Origin of the sequence: Micromonospora zamorensis (assembly GCF_900090275.1) — a bacterium.
Taxonomy (GTDB): domain Bacteria; phylum Actinomycetota; class Actinomycetes; order Mycobacteriales; family Micromonosporaceae; genus Micromonospora; species Micromonospora zamorensis.
The window spans coordinates 1,618,126-1,637,251 of record NZ_LT607755.1 but is presented as its reverse complement, the minus strand read 5'-3'; the positions used below and the strand labels follow the sequence as shown (position 1 = coordinate 1,637,251).

Below are 19,126 nucleotides of genomic sequence, written 5' to 3'. Positions count from 1 at the left end.
CCGCATTCGATCTAGCGTGGATGCGTGACCAGAACGCTTCGCCTCGACGGCGTCGACCGCAGTTTCGGCGACCGGCAGGTGCTCAAGAACGTGTCCTTCGAGGTGGCCGCCGGCCGGATGACCGGCTTCGTCGGCGCCAACGGCGCCGGCAAGACCACCACCATGCGGATCATCCTGGGTGTGCTGTCCGCCGACGCCGGCGAGGTGAGCTGGGGCGGCAGGACGCTGACCCGGCAGGACCGCCAGCGCTTCGGTTACATGCCGGAGGAGCGCGGCCTCTACCCCAAGATGACCACCCGGGAGCAGGTGACCTACCTGGGCCGGCTGCACGGCCTGGACGCACCGGCGGCTCGGCGCGCCACCGACACCCTGCTGGAACGGGTCGGGCTCGGTGCGCGCGGCGACGACCTGCTGGAGACGCTGTCGCTGGGCAACCAGCAACGGGCCCAGATCGCCGCCGCGTTGGTGCACGACCCCGAGGTGCTGGTGCTCGACGAGCCGTTCTCCGGCCTCGACCCCCTCGCCGTCGACACCGTCGTCACAGTGCTGCGGGAACGCGCCTCGGCCGGAGCGCCGGTGCTCTTCTCCAGCCACCAGCTCGACGTCGTGGAGCGCCTCTGCGACGACCTGGTGATCATCGGCGACGGGGTGATCCGCGCCGCCGGCAGCCGGCAGCAACTGCGCGACTCGTACACCGTGCCCCGCTACGAGCTGGTGGTGGCCGGCGACGCCGGCTGGGTACGCGACCACCCAGGGGTCACCCTGGTCGAACTGGACGGTGCTCGAGTCGTCTTCGACCTGCCGGCCGGCGCCGACGAACAGCCCGTGCTGCAGGCGGCCCTCGCCCGCGGCCCGGTCCGCGCCTTCCGCCCGGTCAGCCCCTCGCTCACCGAGATCTTCCGAGAGGTCACCCAGTGAACGTCACCCAGGCCACCCGGCTGGTCGCCGAACGCGAGATCCGCGTCAAACTCCGCGACCGCACCTTCCTGTTCGGCACCCTCTTCTTCCTGCTGATCGCGGCGGCGGGCACCATCCTGCCGCCGCTGCTCTCCGGCGGTCCGGACACCGTGGCCGTCACCCAGGAGGCAGCCGGGCCGCTGCGGGACGCCGGACTCGACGTCCGCGTCGTCGCCGACGACCGGGCCGCCGAGCAGGCCGTCCGCGACGGTGACGTGGACGCGGCGGTGGTCTCCGGTCCGAAGGTTCTCGCGATGGACGAGTCCCCCACCGACGTGGTCCAGGCGCTGAGCACCTCGCCGCCGGTGCAGTTGCTCGACCCGGACGCGGTCGACCCGGTGGTGGCGTTCCTGGTGCCGTTCGTCTTCGCGTTCGTCTTCTTCATCACGTCGCAGACCTTCGGCCTGCAGATCGCGCAGAGCGTCACCGAGGAGAAGCAGACCCGCATCGTGGAGATCCTGGTCGCGGCGGTGCCGGTACGGGCGTTGCTGGCCGGCAAGGTGGTGGCCGGCGGCATCCTGGCGTTCGCACAGATCGCGCTCATCGCCGTGGTGGCGGTGCTCGGCATGCAGATCGGCGACAGCGGTGGCCTGCTCAGCCTGCTCGCCCCGGCGATCGGCTGGTTCGTGCCGTTCTTCCTGCTCGGTTTCGTGCTGCTCGCCGCGATGTGGGCGGCAGCCGGCGCGCTGGCCAACCGGCAGGAGGACATCGCCGCCGTGTCGACACCCGTGCAGCTCGCCGTCATGCTGCCGTTCTTCGCAGTGATCTTCCTGAACGACAACGCCACAGCGATGCGGGTGCTGTCGTACCTGCCGTTCTCGTCGCCGACGGCCATGCCCCTGCGGCTGTTCACCGGTGACGCGGCCACCTGGGAACCGATCGTCTCGCTGGTCATCCTGCTGGTCGCCGCCGGAGCGTTCGTGATCGCCGGGGCCCGGGTCTACGAGGGTTCACTCCTGCGCACCAACGGCCGGACCTCGCTGCGCGCCGCCTGGCGGGAGCGCGAGACGATCGGCTGAGTCGACGGTTCGCCCCACGCGGGCGCCGGTGTCCTGACGGATGCCGGCGCCCGCCGCCGTACGGGCCCGTTCCGAGCGCTGTTCGGTGGCCGTGAACAGCGCGAACGCTCCTACGTTGAGCCGATCCTCACGGCAACGACCTGGTCGTCGCCGGTCCCTGGACCGGAAAGGCTCTCGATGTCCCCACCGATCAACACACGGCACCTTCGTCGCCTGCTCAGCGTGGTGCTCGCGGTCGCCCTCGCCAGCACCCTCACGGCCCTCGTCCGGCCCACGCCGGCCGCCGCCGCCCCGGGCGACCTCATCCTCAACGGCACGTTCGACAACGGCAGCACCCAGCCCTGGTGGACCCGGCTCGCCTCGACCAGCACGACGGTCAACGCCGGGCAACTGCGGGTCCGCACCAGCGCGACGGTCGGGAAGCCCGTCTGGGAGGACCTGGTCGGCCACTTCGAGTTCGGAGTGACGGCCGCGCAGCCGTACCGGTTGCAGTTCGACGCCGCCGCAGACGTCAGCCGCTCCCTGCGCGTCTCGGTCTCCCGGGCGGACACGCCCTTCACCTCCGCCGTCGACCAGAGCGTCGCGCTCACCCCCACGATGCGCCGGTTCACCTTCGACTTCACCTCCGCGTTCGGTGACCCGAAGGCGGTGCTCCTGTTCCACCTCGGTGGCCAGGCCTCCTCGACGGTCCGGTTCGACAACGTCTCGCTCAGCCCGTTGGCCGTCGACCCGGCCACCGATCCGATCCTGTACTGGAACGGCGTGCTGCTGCGCACGTACCAGGCGCTGGACCTGCCGCCCACCTCCTCCTCCCGGGAGGCCGCCATCCTGCACGCGGCGATGCACGACGCCGCCGTCTCGGTCACCGGCGTCGGAAATCCCTACCGGGTACGGGTGCCGGTCAGTTACCCGGGCACCATGGACAACGTCGTGGCGCCGTCCCTGCACGCCGCCATCGACCGGGCCGCGTACGACGTGCTGACCGCCCTGTACAGGGGTCAGGGCCAGTCCTACACCCAGGCCCTCGCTGGCGCTGTCGCCCTCCGGCCGTCCGGGGTGAACGCCGCCGAGGTCGCCCGTGGTGACACCGTCGGCGCGGCGGCGGCCACCGCCAACCTCCAGGCCCGCGCCAACGACGGCTCCGGCAACAACACGCCGTACCAACTGGACGCCGTGCCCGGGTCGTGGCGGCCGACCAACGGAAAGGCGGCGGTCAGCCCGAACTGGGGCCTCGTCACCCCGTTCGCGCTCACCTCCGGCCGGCAGTTCCGCCCCGGGCTACCCGCCGGGGTGACCGGAGGTTACGCCGACCTGCTCGGCGAGCAGGAATACCGCGACCAGGTGCAGGAGATCCGTGACTACGGCGGTCAGACGTCGTCGCTGCGGACCCCCGAGCAGACGCAGATCGCGTTCTTCTGGGCCAACGACCTGGGAGGTACGTACAAGCCACCGGGTCAGCTCTTCTCGCACACCCGGATCGTGTCGGAGCAGCGTCAGCTCGGCATCCTGGCCAACGCCCGGCTCTTCGGGCTGGTCGCGCTCGCGCTCGCCGACGCCGCCATCGCCGCCTGGGACGCCAAGTACCAGACACCGATCGACCTGTGGCGGCCGGTGACGGCCATCGAGGCGATGGGCGGCGCCGGTTGGCAGCCGCTGTCCCAGGATCGCGCCGGGGTGCCGTACACGCCGGCCTTCCCGGCCTACATCTCCGGGCACGCCACCTTCGCGGGGGCCTGGTCGGCCGTGATGAAGAGGTTCTTCGGCACCGACGCGATCGCCTTCGACGCCACCACCGACGACCCGCATGCCGAGGGCGTGATCCGGCGCATGCCCGGCTTCGACCACGCCGCCGAGGAGAACGCGCTGAGCCGCATTTACCTCGGCGTGCACTACCGGTTCGACGCGGACGCCGGACTCGCCACCGGCCGTTCCGTGGGCGCGTACGTGTACGCCAACCGGCTGCGGCCGTGAGCCGTCGGTCGGTGTGACGGGGGATGCTGCCCGCCTGGTCCGTGGACCCGGGCGGGCAGCATCACGCGTCACCGCGACGCCGTGCAGTGCCAGTGGCCAAAATCGCCGGTACGCGACCAGACGTGCCGGGCCGCCCCGATGCTCCAACCCGGGTCCAGCGCCGTCCGCCGATCGACGCCCAACCGGGACAACTCCATGTCGCTGAACTGGAACAACCCCCAGCGCCGCGACCCGTCCCCGGCGATCTCCACGCGGTACGGGTCCAACCCGGACAGGCAGCGCGCCAGCTGCACCGCCCCGCCCGGGTCCTCCGGGAAGACCCGCCGCACCTCCTTGCCGATCCGGTCCTCCGTCCAGGTGGGCGGCACCTTCACCGCGCCGGACAACTCGTCGAGCACCCGCCCGTCCGCCGTGCCGCTGACCGGCAGGCCACCGAACGCCTGGAAGACGATCAGTCGGCTGGTGGTGTCCGGGCCGAACCAGCCGTCCACGGGCACCTCCAGTCCGCCCGCCACCAGACGCTCCTGGAGGTCCAGCACGCACGGGCCGTACATGCCCTGGCGCAGGATCAGCGGGCAGCCCTCGGACGGTGAGCTGTCGACGGTGGCGGCGGCACCAGGGAGCAGCACCCCGGACGCCCCGACCGTCAGCACGCCGAGCACGGCGAGCACCGCGAGCCGAAGCCAACGGCGGCTCGGCCAGGGCGCGGTGACCCGCGGCTGCGCCGGCCGGACCGGGCCGACGACGGTCCCGGCCGGTCCGCTGTTCGCAGCCGGTTCGCTGTTCGCGGCTGGTTCGCTGTTCCCGGCCGGTTCGCTGTTCCCGGCCGGTTCGCTGTTCCCGGCCGGTTCGCTGTTCCCGGCCGGTTCGCTGTTCCCGGCCGGTTCGCTGTTCCCGGCCGGTTCGCTGTTCCCGGCCGGTTCGCTGTTCCCGGCCGGTTCGCTGTTCCCGGCCGGTTCGCTGTTCGCCGCCGGTGGGCCGTCCACGGCCGGTGCGCTGTTCGCGGCCTGCTGGGGGGCGGCGGGTGGCGACGAGGTGGTCGGCACCGCCTGGTTCTCCCATCGATCCCGCTCGCCGAGCTGGGCCTCGATGTTCCGGCGCGTCTCCACCCACCGCCGCACGTCGGCGGGCGTGATGCCGCAGGCCACCAGCAGGGCCACGACGGTGCGCTCCCGGGGCAGGGTGGTCCGCCCCAGCATCGTGGCGAGAGTGCTCGGCGGTAGCCAGTGCCCGGCCGCCGAGGCCTGCCTGGTGATCTCCCGGTAGGTCAGACCGGAACGCCGACGCACGTCGCGGAGCAGTGCGACGTACTCCCCCGCCGTGGCCACGTGCGTCAGCGGATCCCGGGCAGCGTCATCCATCGGATCTCCCCGTGTCGTTGATGTCGTCGGGCCCTGAATCGGTGCCCATTCGAATGCGCCAGCCGCACACCGATCAGCGGTGCGGCCATTGAGGACAGACGGTAGATAAGCCCGTCGGCGAGAACAATGCCCTGGTCAGCGCGGTGCGATGTCCGGGCAGCTCAGGACGGCATGTCCGGATCTTGTCCGACCATCTCGGACAGTCACCCCGGGCCGCCTTGCCCCCACCCGTCCCGGGTCTGGACAATCGTGCGATGACCACGGGGGAGCTACGACCGGACGAGGCGACCGACCCGGCCGAGTTCGTCGACATGCTGCGCCGGCTCAAGGACCGGTCGCGGCTCACGTACCGACAGTTGGAGCAACGCGCGGCGGCGAGCGGTGACGTGCTGGCTCGCAGCACCGCCGCCGACATCCTGCGCCGATCCTCACTGCCTCGACCCGAGGTGGTGGCCGCGTTCGTCCGGGCCTGTGGCGCGGAGGATCAGGTGGAGACGTGGCTGCGGGCGCGGCACCGGCTCGCGGTGGGCACCTACGCGCCGACACCGCCCCCGCCGGTGTCGCCCGCGCCGGACCGCCAGCCGGTCGACGGCGCCGCAGCCGACCACCAGACCGGCGACGGCATCGCAACCGGAGGCCGGGCCGCCGACGGCGTCGCACCCGACCTCCGTCCATCCGCCGACACGGGGGCGGGGAGCGCGAGTGCCAACCGACCGCGCTGGTTCGCGCGGCCGGTGCCACTGATGCTGCTCGTCGGCGTCCTGCTGGCGGCGCTCGGCGTGGGCATCTGGACGCAGCGCCCCGACGACGACGAGCGGCGAACGGCACAGCTCACCGACCCGAGCACATCGGCAGGTGGGAGCCCGCCGGCCACGTCGGCGGGCGAGAGCCCTCCGGCCACGCCCGAGAACAGCGCCAGCCCGACCATCGGCCCAGACGCGCTCCTGAGCCAGATCCGTCCCGCCCGCAGCCCGCAACTCTGCGTCAGCGAGGGGCGTGACCGCACCGGCGAGTACGGCAGCCAGGTGGCGGTGCAGATCTCCTGCGCCGAGGCCACCCCGCCGGACACCTACCTGGAGCCGGCGGCCGGCGGGCTGTACTTCATCAAGTGGAACCACCCAGAGCACGGGCCGGGCTGCCTCACCGTCCGGGGCGAGAATCCCGGCCGGAACATGCTCGAACCCGTCACGAAGTGCAGCCAGGCCAACTGGTCCCAGCTGTTCCGCTTCGAGCCGACCGGGTCCGCGCCGACCTCGTACCGCATCCGGCCCACCCGCACGGACCTGTGCGTCGGGCTGCGTGACGATGACACGGAGGTGTTGGCCGAGGCGCTGGTCGAGCCGTGCACGAACGGCCCGGACCAGGTGTTCCTGATCGACGCGCTGCCGAAACGCTGACGCCCGGGGGTCGGCGGGCTGCTCAGCGGGCGGGCGGCACCTGGTCCCAGCCGGTGGGCAGCGGGGGCACCGACCAGGCCGGGTCGGGGTGCCATTGCGCCCACGCCGGGTCCCACCAACGCTCGCTCGCGTCGAGCAGCGCCGCGATCCGGTCACCCTCGGCCTGGATCGCGTCCGCCATCCCGGGGTAGCGCCCCTCGACGAGGCGCTGGGCGAACATCTCCACGTCCTTCCAGACGTACCGGTCGGCGTCCGCGCCCCACCACAGGTCAAGCTCGTGGTCGAGGGTGTCCACCCCGATCGGCGTACGACGCACCGGGTCCTGCAGGTTGAAGTACCAGCCGGCGAAGTCACGCCCCGGCCCCGTCCAGAACACGTCGACCGAGTGCGCCTCGCCGGGGCGTTGCAGCATCAGCTTGCCGTGGCCGGACCAGGAGCGGTGCCCGGCGGTCTCCCACGGGTGCCGGCCGCACGGAAAGACGCCGGTCTTCGGGAAGCCGAACTCGGCCCCCGGTGGAAGGTAGAGGGCGAGCAGGTCGGGCGAGTCCTCGACGCAGATCGTCGGGCAGGCGAACCAGACCTCGCCCCGCAGCACCTCACGGCGCACCACAGTGTCACCTGGCGCGAACCGGTCTGCCGCCACTTTCCCACCTCCACGTTCGACGCCATCGCCTGGTCCACCCGGCTTTGCGAAAGTCGGGGTGTCCCAGCGCGCGGGACACCCCGACCTCCGTGATTCCGAGTCGACCGCTCTCAGGCGTCGACCGCCGCCATCACGTCGTCGCTGATGTCGAAGTTCGCGTAGACGTTCTGCACGTCGTCGCAGTCTTCCAGGACGTCGATCAGCTTGAAGATCTTGCGGGCGCCCTCTTCGTCCAGCGGGATGTTCATGCTGGGGATCAGGGAGGACTCCGCCGACTCGTACTCGATGCCGGCGTCCTGCAGCGCAGTCCGCACCGGGACCAGGTCGGTCGGCTCGGAGACCACCTCGTACGCCTCACCGAGGTCGTTGACCTCCTCGGCGCCGGCGTCGAGGACGGCCATCATCACGTCGTCCTCGCTGGTGCCCTCCTTGGGCACGATCACCACGCCCTTGCGGGAGAACATGTACGACACCGAGCCGGCGTCGGCGAGCGAGCCGCCGTTGCGGGTCAGCGCCGTCCGCACCTCGGTGGCCGCCCGGTTGCGGTTGTCGGTGAGGCACTCGATGAGCATGGCCACGCCGTTCGGGCCGTACCCCTCATACATGATCGTCTGCCAGTCGGCGCCGCCCGCTTCCAGGCCGGAGCCGCGCTTGACGGCGCGGTCGATGTTGTCGTTCGGCACCGAGCTCTTCTTCGCCTTCTGGATCGCGTCGAAGAGAGTCGGGTTGCCGGTGGGGTCGCCGCCGCCGATCCGCGCGGCCACCTCGACGTTCTTGATCAGCTTGGCGAACATCTTGCCGCGCTTGGCGTCGATGACGGCCTTCTTGTGCTTGGTCGTCGCCCACTTTGAGTGGCCGGACATCTTCTACCTCCGTTGCTACCCGCCGTCTGCATCGACCGCACCGCTCACGCCCCACTCCCGCCGGCGCACGCGGAGGTGCCGGTCAGCTCTGGCGGAAGCCTGGCGGGCAGATGGCCCTGCCGAATCTCCGCAATCCTACCGACGTCCCCCGGGTCGCTGTCATGCACCGCGCGCGGCGACTCCGTCCCGTCCCCCCAGACCGGGGCAGACGGGACGAAATCCGCGATGGGCTACGACCCCAACAGCGCACGATCTGCCGGACGAAGCACCCGCGACCAGGTCACGACCTCGGCGAGCATCGTGGACAACTCCGCTTCCCGACCGTCACCCGGCGCGAAGCGGCCGGTGGTCCGGTCACCAGGGTCGGCCCCGGTGAAGTCGAAGTCAGTGAAGATCGACAGCGCCACTCCGGTCGGCGCCACCACCGTCCGCACCTCGGTCAGAATCGCCCGCAGGTGATCGGCGGCCCGGGTGCCGCCCTGCACGCCGTAGCTCAGCACCCCGGCCACCTTGTCGGTCCACTCCGCGTACAGGAAGTCGATGCCGTTCTTGAGCGCTGCCGGTATCGAGCGGTTGTAATCCGGGGTGACGAAGACGAAGGCGTCGCAGCCGTCCACCACCTCCGCCCACCGCCGGGTGTGCGGATGCCGGTAGTCGCCGAACAGCGCCGGCACCGGCTCGTCCAACAGTGGTAATGCCTGTTCGGCGAGGTCCACCAGTGTGAAGACGGCGTCCCCGGCGCGTACCGCCTCGTGCCGCTCGGCCACCTCCATGACCCAATGGGCGACCGCCGCGCCGCGCCGACCCGGGCGGGTGCTGCCCACGATCACACCGATCCGCAGCGGTCCTGTGCTCTGTGCGTTTCTCATGCCCCCGATCCTGCGAGCCACGCGGCGGTGGGGGGAGACCGCCGCGAGGATGGCCCTGCCAGGGCCACCCACTGGCCGACGCCGACTGCCAGACTGGCTCGGTGATGGACGGAGAGCTGGGCGCCTTCCTGCGCAGTCGCCGCGAAGCGCGGCGGCCGGCCGAGGTTGGCCTCCCCGAGGGCCCCCGCCGACGCACCCCCGGGCTGCGCCGGGCCGAGCTGGCGACGTTGGCGCAGGTCAGCGTGGAATACCTGACCCGACTGGAACAGGGCCGCGACACCCGACCATCGCCGGAGATCCTCGCCGCGCTCGCCGACGCGCTGCGTCTGGACAGCGCCGACCGCGAACACCTGCGGCAACTCGCCTCGGCTCAACACGCCCGACAGCTCTGCTCGGGTGACCGGCCGACGGTGTCCCGCACCGTCCGGCCCACGGTCCGCGCCATGCTCGACGCGCTGCGCGACACCCCGGCGTACGTGCTGAACCGGCTCGGCGACGTGCTGGCCTGGAATGAGCCATTCGACATGCTCGCCCGCCCGCTCGGCCTGCTGGACGGGTCGCGACCGAACCTGGTCTGGTTCGTGCTGACCGACGAGCGGGCCCGTGGGCACTATCCGCAGTGGTCGGCGCTGGCCGACCAGCAGGTCGCGGAGCTGCACCTGCTGCGCCGGGGCGATCCGGCCAGCGACGCCTTCGCCGAGCAACTGGCCCGCACGGTGGGCGCGCCGTTCGTCGACCGTTGGCGGCAGCGACCGGTCACCGCCGCGCGTACCGGCCTGCTGACGGTGCGCCATCCGGCGGCGGGGCTGTTGCGCCTCAACGTCGAGACCCTGGAGCTGGCCGATGCCGACCCGCAGCGCCTGGTGGTGCAGTTGCCCGCCGACGCCGCCACGGCCATCGCGCTCGACCAGCTGGCCGGCCGCCGCCCGGGGCAGCTCCGGGCGGTCGCCGGCTGAGCAACGGGGCACGCCGTCAGCAGGCGGCCCGCACCAGGTCCACGAAGTACGCGTGCACGCGCAGGTCACCGGTCAGCTCCGGGTGGAACGAGGTGGCCAGCAGGTTGCCCTGCCGGACCGCCACGATCCGGTCGGCGGCCGGGCCGTCGGTCACCGTCCCGATCACCTGGACGCCGGCACCGACCCGCTCGACCCAGGGCGCGCGGATGAACACCGCGTGGAACGGCTCCCCCGGCACCCCGGTGATCTCCACCGGCGCCTCGAACGAGTCGACCTGCCGGCCGAACGCGTTGCGCCGGACGGTCATGTCGATGCCGGCGAAGCCCCGCTGGTCCGGTCGGCCGTCCAACACCACCGTCGCCAGCATGATCATGCCCGCGCAGGATCCGTAGACCGGCATGCCGTCGGCGATCCGCTTGTCGATCGGCTCGCGCATCTCGAAGATGTCGGTGAGTTTGCTGATGGTGGTGGACTCGCCCCCGGGGATGACCAGGCCGTCGACCGCGTCCAGCTCGGTCGGACGCCGAACCGGGCGGGCGTCCGCGCCCGCCGCGGCCAGTGCCGCGACGTGCTCGCGGACGTCTCCCTGGAGCGCGAGAACGCCGATCACGGGTGCCGTCACGTTCACACCGTTCCTCTCCGGTTCACGCCGCCCGAAGGAGCGCTCACCAGCCGCGCTCGGCCAGGCGGTGCGGCTGCGGGATCTCGTCGACGTTGATGCCGACCATCGCCTCGCCGAGACCCCGGGAAACCTTGGCCAGCACGTCCGGGTCGTCGTGGAAGGTGGTGGCCTTGACGATCGCGGCGGCCCGCTGGGCCGGGTTGCCGGCCTTGAAGATGCCGGAACCGACGAAGACGCCCTCCGCGCCGAGCTGCATCATCATCGCCGCGTCGGCCGGAGTGGCGATCCCGCCGGCGGTGAACAGCACCACCGGCAGCTTGCCGCTCTCGGCGACCTCCTTGACCAGCTCGTACGGGGCCTGCAGCTCCTTGGCCGCGACGTACAGCTCGTCGGTCGGCAGCGAGGACAGCCGGGCGATCTCCTGGCGGATCTTCCGCATGTGGGTGGTGGCGTTGGAGACGTCACCGGTGCCGGCCTCACCCTTGGAGCGGATCATGGCCGCGCCCTCGGTGATCCGGCGCAGCGCCTCGCCCAGGTTGGTCGCGCCGCAGACGAAGGGCACCGTGAAGGCCCACTTGTCGATGTGGTTCGCGTAGTCCGCCGGGGTCAGCACCTCGGACTCGTCGACGTAGTCGACGCCAAGCGACTGGAGGATCCGCGCCTCGACGAAGTGACCGATGCGGGCCTTGGCCATCACCGGGATGGAGACCGCCTCGATGATCCCGTCGATCATGTCGGGGTCGCTCATCCGGGACACCCCGCCCTGCGCGCGGATGTCGGCGGGCACCCGCTCCAGGGCCATCACCGCGACAGCGCCGGCGTCCTCAGCGATCTTGGCCTGCTCGGCGTTGACCACATCCATGATCACGCCGCCCTTGAGCATCTCGGCCATGCCACGCTTCACGCGGGCGGTGCCGACGACGGGGGCGGTACCGGTGTTCGAGACGGTGTTTTCGGGCACGGGTCATCGCTCCTTGGACGGGCTCCTGGGGGTGGCAGCGAAAATGCTACGCGCGGGTCAACGCCGCACCGACAGCCAATCAGACCCCCGGTGGCCTGCTCTGTGGCACCGATCACCGGCCCACCGGGTCAGCTCGCGGGCACGTCCGCGGGCACGGTCAGGGTCGGGTCGTCGATGTCGAAGTAGCGCGGCCACTCCCGGCCCCGCCCCATCCGCAACAACCGCACCAGCGGCCGGCTGCGCGCCGAACGGGCGTCCCGCACCAGGTCGGTGTGCACCTGGCGGGACAGCGCGAGCCGGCGACTGGCGGCGATGACCGCCCCGCAGTCCGGATCGCCCGGATCCAACGGGACGGAACGCAGCTGCCGGGTCAGGTCGTTCTCCGCCGCCTCCCGCTCGTCCGGGCTGGCGTCCAGGGCGATCCGGGCCGCCGCGTACAGCTCCACGCCGAAGCGCCGCTCGGCCAGCACGGCCGCCGCGGCCGCCCGGCGCAGCAGGTGAGCGTCGAGAGCCCGGGCCGCCAGCTCCGCGCGGCTCTGCAACCTCTCGACCCGGCCGGCGGTCCAGATGAGGTACGCCGCGACCAGCCCCACGACCACGCTCGCGGCCACCACCCACCACATGTGCGGCATCGTAGTGCTGCTCCGTTTCAGCTCCGAGTGGGTGCGGTCACGCCGGACAACCGGTCGCTGCCACACCATCCGTCACACCGGTCAGCCCAGCCCCACCCATTCCTGGTCGATGACCCGCCCGTCAGTTGCTTCGATCGCCGCTGCGTATACCTCCAGAACGCGGCGAGCAACCACGGGCCAGTCGAAATTCGCCACGACCTGATCCCCGCAGGCGGTCAGTGCGGCCCGACCCGCCGGGTCGTCCAACAGCTCGGCCAGGGCGTTGCGCAGTCCCGCCGGGTCACCGGTGGGAAAGAGCCGGCCCGCACGCCCACCGTCGAGCACCCGCCGGAACGCGTCCAGGTCGCTGGCGACGACCGTCGTACCGGCTGCCAACGCCTCGGTGAGGATCATGCCGAAGGACTCGCCGCCGGTGTTCGGTGCCACGTAGAGGTGCACACTGCGCAGCATCCGCGCCTTGTCCGGTTCGGTGACCAGGCCGAGGAACGTGACGCGCTCGTGCAGGTCGGGCGGGAACTGGTCGTACAGGTCGTCGGGAGCACCCGGGCCGGCGACGAGCAGCCGTAGCCCCGGCCTGGTGGCGGCCAGCGCCACGAACGCGTCGCGCAGCACCGGGAAGCCCTTTCGCGCCTCGGTGAACCGGCCCAGGAAGCCCAGCGTGCCGCCGGAGCCCGGGGCGCACTCACCCGGCCAGCCCGGCAACGGCTCGACGTCGGCGAACTTCGCCACCGCCACCCCGTTGGGGATCTCCACCGCGCCGCCGTCCATGTGCTCGACCTGCACCTTGCGGGCCAGCGCGCTGACCGCGATCCGGGCGGTGATCCGCTCCAACACGATCTGGAGCACACCCTGCGCCGCCGCCAACACCCGCGAACGGGTCATCGCGGTGTGGAATGTGGCCACCACCGGGCCGCGCGCGGAGAGCACGGCCAGCAGCGAGAGACTCAGCGTGAGCGGCTCGTGCACGTGCAGCACGTCGAAGTCGCCATTGGTGAGCCAACGCCGGACCCGGGCGGTCGAGACCGGGCCGAACGCGATCCGTGCCACCGATCCGTTGTACGGCAGCGGCATGGCACGGCCGGCGGACACCACGTACGCCGGCAGCGGCGAATCCTCGTCGGCCGGGGCGAGCACGCTGACCTCGTGGCCGAGCGCGATCAGCGCCTCGGCGAGGTCCATGACATGGTTCTGCACCCCGCCGGGGACATCGAAGGAGTACGGGCACACGATGCCGATCCGCATGCGTCAGCGCCCCCTGTCCGTGACCGTGGGACACCATCCCGGCGCGCCCGCCTCGCTCACGACTGCGGGGCTCCGCTGCGCTGCACTCCTCGCGCTCACCGTGCCCACCACCCCCTCAGACCTGCCCGGAGGCCGACGAGGGCAGCTCCGTGCCGTCCCCCGTCCTCCGCTGGTCCAGCCACATCCGCTGCAACATGTGCCAGTCTTCCGGATGCCGGGCAATGCCCGCCGCCAGACGGTCGGCGATCAGCTGGGTTAGCGTTCGGACCCGCTGGTCCAAAGGCCCCACCTCGGGTCCGGGGACCGGCAGCGGGCCGGCGAGCGACGCGCACGCGGCGTCCGGTTCGTACCACATCGAGGCCACGTAGAGCGGCGCTCCGGTGTGCAGCGCCAGCAGTGCGGGCCCGGCCGGCATCCGGGTCTTCCCGCCGAAGAAGTCCACCTCCACCCCGCGGGCGGAGAGGTCCCGGTCGGCCAGCAGCGGCACCACCGCACCGGCGCGTACCCGGTCCAGCAGCACGTCGAACGCCGGACGTGGCCCACCGTGCGTCGGCAGGATCTCCATCCCGAGGACCTCTCGGAAGGCCAGGAACCGCTTGTACACGCCCTCCGGCTTGAGCCGCTCCATGACGGTGGCGATCGGCCAACCGGTTGCCGCCACCCAGGCGCCCGCGGCGTCCCAGTTGCCGGCGTGCGGCAACGCCACCACAGCGCCCCGGCCGGCGGCCACGTCCGCGGCGAGCAACTCGGCGCCGTCGAGCCGGAAACCGGACAGGATCTGCGCGCGGCTCAGCGAGGGCAGCCGGAACGCCTCCATCCAGTACCGGGCGTACGAGCGCAACCCGCGCTTGACGAGATCGTCCAGCTCGGCGTCGGGCAGGTCCGGGCCGACCACCCGGCGCAGGTTCGCGCGCAGTCGGGCCGTACCCCCGCCGCCGGTGCGGTGGGCGCGGTCCGCGCCCGCCTGGAACGCCGCCGCCACCAACGGCCGAGGTAACGCGCGGACCACCCGCCAGCCGGCGACGTAGCCGAGCTCGGTGAGGTTCACGCGGCCCGGCCGCCGGTCGTCCGGCGCCGGGTCGCCGCCGCGCCGCTCACGCCTGACCGTCCGGCTGGAGCTGCTGGGCCTGGCGGTAGACGTGCGCCATCCGCTGCCCCACCGTGAAGATCGACACCGCGGCGAGCAGCCAGAGCGCGATCTCCAGCGCCGGCTTCACACCGACGCCGGTGAGGATTCCACCGACCCCGACGATCAGCAGCCGCTCGGTGCGCTCGGCGATGCCCACGTTGCAGGTCATGCCGAGCCCCTCGGCGCGAGCCTTCACGTAGGAGACCAGGCTGCCGGCGGCCAGACAGACCAACGCGGCGGCCACCCCGGAGTAGTTGCCCTCCGTGGCCAGCCAGTACGCGACGGCGCCAAACACGGCGCTGTCGGCGACCCGGTCCATGCTTGAGTCGAGGAACGCGCCGAACCTGGTGGAGCCGCCGCTCATCCGGGCCATCGTCCCGTCGAGCAGGTCGGTGAGCGCGAACAGGGTGACGATCAACGCGCCCGCGACCAGATGGCCTCGGGCACCGAAGCCGAGCGCGCCGACGAGCACACCAACGGTGCCCGCGACGGTGACGGCATTGGGGGTGACGCCGGCGCGCAGAAGGGCGCGGGCAATCGGCTCGACGACGCGGGTCATCCCCGCGCGGGCCGACACTTGGAAGATCTTCGCCATGGCGGTCCCCACGATAACGGTCGCCCCAGCTCCGCCGATACGGCCGGTCCCGCCGACGCGCCTGCGAGAGGCTTGTGCCTACCCGACGAGGGGTGTGAGATCGAGCCGGGAGGTGAGCCAGCTCACCCGTCCACCCGTCCCGTTCCCGCTGTGCAGCAGACCACCGGAGGATATCGCCGCGCTCTCGCCCCGGGCCGCTTCCACCTCGCGCGGCGGTCGCCACCCACCACCGGCTGAGGGAGGTGCGCCCCATGGCGCAAAAGCATGAGAAGGGTTCCACCGGCGGCACGCCGGTGCTGACCGAGCCCGAGCGGGTCCGCAACGTGGTGCTCGTCGGGCACTCCGGAGCGGGCAAGACGACACTGGTCGAGGCGCTGCTCGCGGCCACCGGCACGATCGGCCGGGCCGGCAGCGTCGTCGACGGCACCACTGTCGGCGACCACGACCCCGCGGCCGTCCGCCAGCAGCGCTCGGTCAGCCTGTCCTGCGCGCCGCTGCTGCACAACGGCATCAAGGTCAACCTGCTGGACACCCCCGGGTACGCGGACTTCGTCGGCGAGCTGCGCGCCGGGCTGCGGGCCGCCGACGCCGCGCTCTTCGTCGTCTCGGCGGCCGGCGGCATGGACGCGGCCACCGTCGCGCTGTGGGAGGAGTGCGCGGCCGTCGACATGCCCCGCGCGGTCGCGGTGGCCCGACTGGACCAGCCCCGCGCCGACGTCGACGAGACGGTGGCGCTCTGCCAGCGCCTCTTCGGCGACAACGTGATGCCGCTCTACCTGCCGATGCTCGGCGACGACGGCGTGTCGACCGAGGGTCTGCTCGGCCTGATCACCCGCCGGGTCTTCGACTACTCCGCCGGGCTTCCCGCCGACGTCCGCGATCCCGACCCGGAGCACCAGCGGGCCATCGACGAGTCCCGCGACGAGCTGATCGAGGGGATCATCGCCGAGAGCGAGGACGAGACCCTCATGGACCGCTACCTCGACGGCGAGGAGATCAGCACCGAGGTGCTCATCGACGACCTGGAGAAGGCCGTCGCCCGGGGCCACTTCTACCCGGTGGTGCCAGTCTGCGCCGCGACCGGTGTCGGGCTGGACGTGCTGTTGGAGGTGCTGACCGCCGCGTTCCCGTCGCCGCTGGAGCACGAGTTGCCGGCGGTGACCGGCGTGGACGGCTCGCCGCGTCCGCCGCTGACCTGCGACCCGGCCGGGCCGCTCGTCGCGGAGGTCGTCAAGACCACCATCGACCGCCACGTCGGCCGAGTGTCGCTGGTCCGGGTGTTCTCCGGCACGCTGCGCCCCGACCAGACCATGCACGTCTCCGGTCACGGCATGGCCGAACGCGGGCACCCCGACCACGACGCCGACGAGCGGGTCGGGCACATCTTCACCCCGCTGGGCGCCACCCTGCGGGAGGTGCCGCTCTGCGTGGCCGGCGACATCTGCGCGATCACCAAGTCGGGCAGCGCCGAGACCGGCGACACCATCTCCGCCCGGGACGAACCGCTGCTGATCGCACCCTGGGAGATGCCGGAACCGCTGCTGCCGGTGGCGGTCGTCGCCCACAGCCGCGCCGACGAGGACGCCCTGGCCCGCAACCTCGCCCGCCTGGTCGCCGGCGATCCCACGCTGCGGCTGGAGCGCAACCCGGAGACCCACCAGTTGGTGCTCTGGTGCATGGGTGAGGCACACGCTGACGTGGTGCTCGACCGGCTGCGCGCCGGCGGCGTCGAACTGGACACCGAGCCGGTCAAGGTGTCACTGCGCGAGACGCTGACCGTGCCCGCGAGGGGGCATGGCCGGCACGTCAAGCAGTCCGGTGGCCACGGCCAGTACGCGGTCTGCGACATCGAGGTCGAGCCCCTTCCCCCGGGCAGCGGCTTCGAGTTCGTCGACCGGGTCGTCGGCGGCGCGGTGCCGCACAACTACATCCCCTCGGTCGAGAAGGGTGTCCGCGCCCAGCTCGAACGTGGCCTGGTCGCCGGTCACCCGGTGGTGGACCTGCGGGTGACCCTGGTGGACGGCAAGGCGCACAGCGTCGACTCCTCCGACGCGGCCTTCCAGACCGCCGGTGCGCTGGCGTTGCGCGACGCCGCCGACCGTGGCCAGCCGGCGTTGCTGGAGCCGATCGACGAGGTCACCATCCGGGTGCCCGACGGCTCGGTGGGCCCCGTGATGGGCGACCTGTCCAGCCGGCGTGGCCGGGTGCTCGGCACCGAACCGGACCCGGACACCGAGGGCCGCACCCTCGTCCGCGCCGAGGTTCCGGCCACCGAGTTGCTGCGCTACGCCGTCGAGCTGCGCTCGATGACGGCTGGCACCGGCACCTTCCGCCGTCACTTCGTCCGGCACGACCCCATGCCCGCGCACCTGGCCGATCAGATCCGCAAGGAACACACCCCCTGACCATCGCCCCACCGAGCCCGCAGCCCGGAGCCCGCGATCCGCGATCCGCGATCCGCGATCCGCGATCCGCGATCCGCGATCCGCGATCCGCGATCCGCGATCCGCGAGGCACAACTCGTGCTCGACAGCGGCGGTTCGGCGGGTTGGCATGGCATGTCGCGCGCCCTGTAGAGCTGCCCCAGATGCGGGGCAGCTCTACAGGGGGCCGCACTCACAGGTGGGGTGGGCACGCGAGTTCAGGACGGAACGGCGGCACGGACCGGGCAGGTATCCGGACGGATGCGCCCGACGGGTACGGATGCCCCGCTCAGGGGTGGATGGTGGGGTGCGTGGGAGGGGGCCAGTGGGGGCGGTCGGCGTCGCGGAGGGCTGCGGTCCGCAGAGCGGCCAACTGGCGCTCCACCTCGACGAACTGGTCCGCCGGCAACGGGCCCCGGTGCAGGGCAGCGGCGTTCTCCTCGACCTGGGCGACCGTACGGCAGCCGGGGATCGGGATGGTGCGACCGCTGCGGGCCCAGATCCAGCCCAGCGCGCCCTGGGCGAGGGTGCGCCCGTCGGCGGTGAGCGCCGCACGGACCGCGCCGACCCGGCGCAGCCACTCCGGTGCGGGCCGACCACCGCGGAACCACTCCAACCAGCTGGGGGCCAACCCGCGTACGTCGTCGCGGGGCAGGGTCGACCCGGACGAGTACTTGCCGGTGAGCAGACCCATCCCCAGCGGGCCCCGGTTGACGCTGGCCAGGTCGTACTTGTCGCAGACGGCGAGCAGTTCGGGAGCGTCCCGCAGCACCGACAGGGTGTGCTGCACGGCGGTGGCACCGGCGGCGGCCTGCCCGAACGCGGTGGCCCGGTCGGGACGGTCGGTGCTCCACCCGTACGCCCGGATCAGGCCCTCGGTGACCAGGTCCTCGCAGGTGCCGATGAGCGCCTGCGCCCGCGGCACCGGCAGGTCGGCCAGGTGCAACTGGTAGAGGTCGATCCGGTCAGTGCCCAACCGGCGCAGCGAGTCCGTGACGGCCCGGCGCAGGTACGCGGGCGACGCGTCCTCCCCGGTGGCCTGCCGGCTCGCCTCGTCGAAGGTGTAACCCCACTTGGTGGCGATCACGGCCTCGTCCCGGCGGCCGGCGAGCGCGCGGCCGAGCACCCGCTCGCTGTGCCCGGCGCCGTACGTGTCGGCGGTGTCGAAAAGGGTGATGCCCTCGTCGAGCGCCCGGCGTACCGCCCGCACGGACTCGTCGTCGTCGACCGCGCCCCAGCCCAGCGGTTGGGCGCCCTCCGCCCAGGGGCCGCCGATCGCCCAGCACCCCATGCCGAGGGCGCTGACCTCGATGCCGCTGCGTCCCAACGTCCGTGTCGTGACTGCCATCGGCCGATCGTGCCACCTTCGCCGGGTCGGGGCGTAGCAGATCCCGACGCGGAATTGAGGATGCGCACCCACCGGTGGGGTGCGGCATGATCGACGCCGTGCGACGGCTGGGTGTGGGCATCGGCGGTGTGATCATCG

Annotated in this window: 17 protein-coding genes; 6 read left to right on the top strand and 11 right to left on the bottom strand. The window is 72.1% G+C overall.

The features are described from left to right. The first annotated feature begins 24 nt into the window (after positions 1-24). The 3 genes from GA0070619_RS07365 (at position 25) to GA0070619_RS07355 (ending at position 3,947) form a co-directional block, all read left to right on the top strand. A complete protein-coding gene (locus tag GA0070619_RS07365; protein ID WP_088947371.1) occupies positions 25-918 on the top strand; it encodes an ABC transporter ATP-binding protein in 894 nt (297 codons plus the stop codon). Next, positions 915-1,976 (top strand): ABC transporter permease, encoded by a 1,062-nt coding sequence (locus GA0070619_RS07360; protein ID WP_088947370.1) that lies wholly within the window; start codon positions 915-917, stop codon positions 1,974-1,976. Before GA0070619_RS07365 ends, GA0070619_RS07360 begins: the two co-directional genes overlap by 4 nt. Positions 1,977-2,153: 177 nt before the next feature. Continuing rightward, positions 2,154-3,947, top strand: coding sequence for a carbohydrate binding domain-containing protein (locus tag GA0070619_RS07355; protein WP_088947369.1), 1,794 nt, complete (start codon positions 2,154-2,156; stop codon positions 3,945-3,947). Positions 3,948-4,015: 68 nt separating this feature from the next. On the opposite strand, the gene GA0070619_RS33760 is transcribed toward GA0070619_RS07355, so the two are convergent. Continuing rightward, positions 4,016-5,308, bottom strand: a complete 1,293-nt coding sequence (locus tag GA0070619_RS33760) for a peptidoglycan-binding protein (RefSeq protein WP_088947368.1) — start codon at positions 5,306-5,308, stop codon at positions 4,016-4,018. Between the two features lie 254 nt (positions 5,309-5,562). Here GA0070619_RS33760 and GA0070619_RS07345 point away from each other — a divergent pair, with 254 nt between their 5' ends. Next, the gene (locus GA0070619_RS07345) at positions 5,563-6,705 is read left to right on the top strand and encodes an RICIN domain-containing protein (protein ID WP_088947367.1); all 1,143 of its coding nucleotides are present in this window, start codon (positions 5,563-5,565) and stop codon (positions 6,703-6,705) included. A 22-nt stretch (positions 6,706-6,727) separates the two neighbouring features. On the opposite strand, the gene GA0070619_RS07340 is transcribed toward GA0070619_RS07345, so the two are convergent. The 3 genes from GA0070619_RS07340 to GA0070619_RS07330 all read right to left on the bottom strand — a co-directional run bounded on the left by GA0070619_RS07340 (position 6,728) and on the right by GA0070619_RS07330 (position 9,080). Continuing rightward, positions 6,728-7,348 (bottom strand): ribonuclease FAU-1 family protein, encoded by a 621-nt coding sequence (locus tag GA0070619_RS07340; protein ID WP_088947366.1) that lies wholly within the window; start codon positions 7,346-7,348, stop codon positions 6,728-6,730. Positions 7,349-7,458: 110 nt separating this feature from the next. Continuing rightward, the gene (locus GA0070619_RS07335) at positions 7,459-8,211 is read right to left on the bottom strand and encodes a YebC/PmpR family DNA-binding transcriptional regulator (protein ID WP_088947365.1); all 753 of its coding nucleotides are present in this window, start codon (positions 8,209-8,211) and stop codon (positions 7,459-7,461) included. A 230-nt stretch (positions 8,212-8,441) separates the two neighbouring features. After that, positions 8,442-9,080 (bottom strand): NADPH-dependent FMN reductase, encoded by a 639-nt coding sequence (locus GA0070619_RS07330; protein ID WP_088947364.1) that lies wholly within the window; start codon positions 9,078-9,080, stop codon positions 8,442-8,444. Positions 9,081-9,184: 104 nt separating this feature from the next. Between GA0070619_RS07330 and GA0070619_RS07325 the strand changes: the two genes are divergently transcribed. After that, positions 9,185-10,036 (top strand): helix-turn-helix transcriptional regulator, encoded by an 852-nt coding sequence (locus GA0070619_RS07325; RefSeq protein ID WP_231927453.1) that lies wholly within the window; start codon positions 9,185-9,187, stop codon positions 10,034-10,036. Positions 10,037-10,052: 16 nt separating this feature from the next. On the opposite strand, the gene pdxT is transcribed toward GA0070619_RS07325, so the two are convergent. From pdxT to pgsA, 6 genes are all read right to left on the bottom strand, one after another. Further along, on the bottom strand, positions 10,053-10,658 hold the full coding sequence (pdxT, locus tag GA0070619_RS07320; protein ID WP_088951618.1) for a pyridoxal 5'-phosphate synthase glutaminase subunit PdxT: 606 nt from the start codon (positions 10,656-10,658) through the stop codon (positions 10,053-10,055). 43 nt (positions 10,659-10,701) lie between these two features. Further along, entirely contained in the window at positions 10,702-11,619 is a 918-nt protein-coding gene (gene pdxS, locus GA0070619_RS07315; RefSeq protein WP_088947362.1) for a pyridoxal 5'-phosphate synthase lyase subunit PdxS, read from the bottom strand. Positions 11,620-11,747: 128 nt separating this feature from the next. Continuing rightward, a complete protein-coding gene (locus tag GA0070619_RS07310; RefSeq protein WP_088951617.1) occupies positions 11,748-12,251 on the bottom strand; it encodes a hypothetical protein in 504 nt (167 codons plus the stop codon). An 81-nt stretch (positions 12,252-12,332) separates the two neighbouring features. Beyond that, positions 12,333-13,493 carry a glycosyltransferase family 4 protein gene (locus GA0070619_RS07305; RefSeq protein WP_088947361.1) on the bottom strand — a complete coding sequence of 387 codons (1,161 nt, stop codon included), beginning with the start codon at positions 13,491-13,493 and terminating at the stop codon, positions 12,333-12,335. Between the two features lie 115 nt (positions 13,494-13,608). Next, positions 13,609-14,541: a phosphatidylinositol mannoside acyltransferase gene (locus GA0070619_RS07300; RefSeq protein ID WP_088947360.1), complete on the bottom strand. Its 933-nt coding sequence runs from the start codon at positions 14,539-14,541 to the stop codon at positions 13,609-13,611. 46 nt (positions 14,542-14,587) lie between these two features. After that, on the bottom strand, positions 14,588-15,217 hold the full coding sequence (gene pgsA / locus GA0070619_RS07295) for a phosphatidylinositol phosphate synthase (RefSeq protein WP_088947359.1): 630 nt from the start codon (positions 15,215-15,217) through the stop codon (positions 14,588-14,590). 251 nt (positions 15,218-15,468) lie between these two features. Here pgsA and GA0070619_RS07290 point away from each other — a divergent pair, with 251 nt between their 5' ends. Next, positions 15,469-17,622 carry an elongation factor G-like protein EF-G2 gene (locus tag GA0070619_RS07290; protein ID WP_088947358.1) on the top strand — a complete coding sequence of 718 codons (2,154 nt, stop codon included), beginning with the start codon at positions 15,469-15,471 and terminating at the stop codon, positions 17,620-17,622. Positions 17,623-17,929: 307 nt separating this feature from the next. Here the strand turns inward: GA0070619_RS07290 and GA0070619_RS07285 are convergent, their stop codons facing one another. Beyond that, complete coding sequence (locus GA0070619_RS07285; protein ID WP_088947357.1) at positions 17,930-18,988, bottom strand: aldo/keto reductase; 1,059 nt, start codon at positions 18,986-18,988, stop codon at positions 17,930-17,932. Positions 18,989-19,126 lie beyond the last annotated feature (138 nt).

Excerpts from the sequence above, each read along its gene's own strand:
- pgsA (WP_088947359.1), bottom strand. The coding sequence starts at position 15,217 with ATGGCGAAGATCTTCCAAGTGTCGGCCCGCGCGGGGATGACCCGCGTC.
- GA0070619_RS07335 (WP_088947365.1), bottom strand. The coding sequence starts at position 8,211 with ATGTCCGGCCACTCAAAGTGGGCGACGACCAAGCACAAGAAGGCCGTC.
- GA0070619_RS07330 (WP_088947364.1), bottom strand. The coding sequence starts at position 9,080 with ATGAGAAACGCACAGAGCACAGGACCGCTGCGGATCGGTGTGATCGTG.
- GA0070619_RS07285 (WP_088947357.1), bottom strand. The coding sequence starts at position 18,988 with ATGGCAGTCACGACACGGACGTTGGGACGCAGCGGCATCGAGGTCAGC.
- GA0070619_RS07345 (WP_088947367.1), top strand. The coding sequence starts at position 5,563 with ATGACCACGGGGGAGCTACGACCGGACGAGGCGACCGACCCGGCCGAG.
- GA0070619_RS07325 (WP_231927453.1), top strand. The coding sequence starts at position 9,185 with ATGGACGGAGAGCTGGGCGCCTTCCTGCGCAGTCGCCGCGAAGCGCGG.
- GA0070619_RS07355 (WP_088947369.1), top strand. The coding sequence starts at position 2,154 with ATGTCCCCACCGATCAACACACGGCACCTTCGTCGCCTGCTCAGCGTG.
- GA0070619_RS33760 (WP_088947368.1), bottom strand. The coding sequence starts at position 5,308 with ATGGATGACGCTGCCCGGGATCCGCTGACGCACGTGGCCACGGCGGGG.
- GA0070619_RS07310 (WP_088951617.1), bottom strand. The coding sequence starts at position 12,251 with ATGCCGCACATGTGGTGGGTGGTGGCCGCGAGCGTGGTCGTGGGGCTG.
- GA0070619_RS07305 (WP_088947361.1), bottom strand. The coding sequence starts at position 13,493 with ATGCGGATCGGCATCGTGTGCCCGTACTCCTTCGATGTCCCCGGCGGG.
- GA0070619_RS07290 (WP_088947358.1), top strand. The coding sequence starts at position 15,469 with ATGGCGCAAAAGCATGAGAAGGGTTCCACCGGCGGCACGCCGGTGCTG.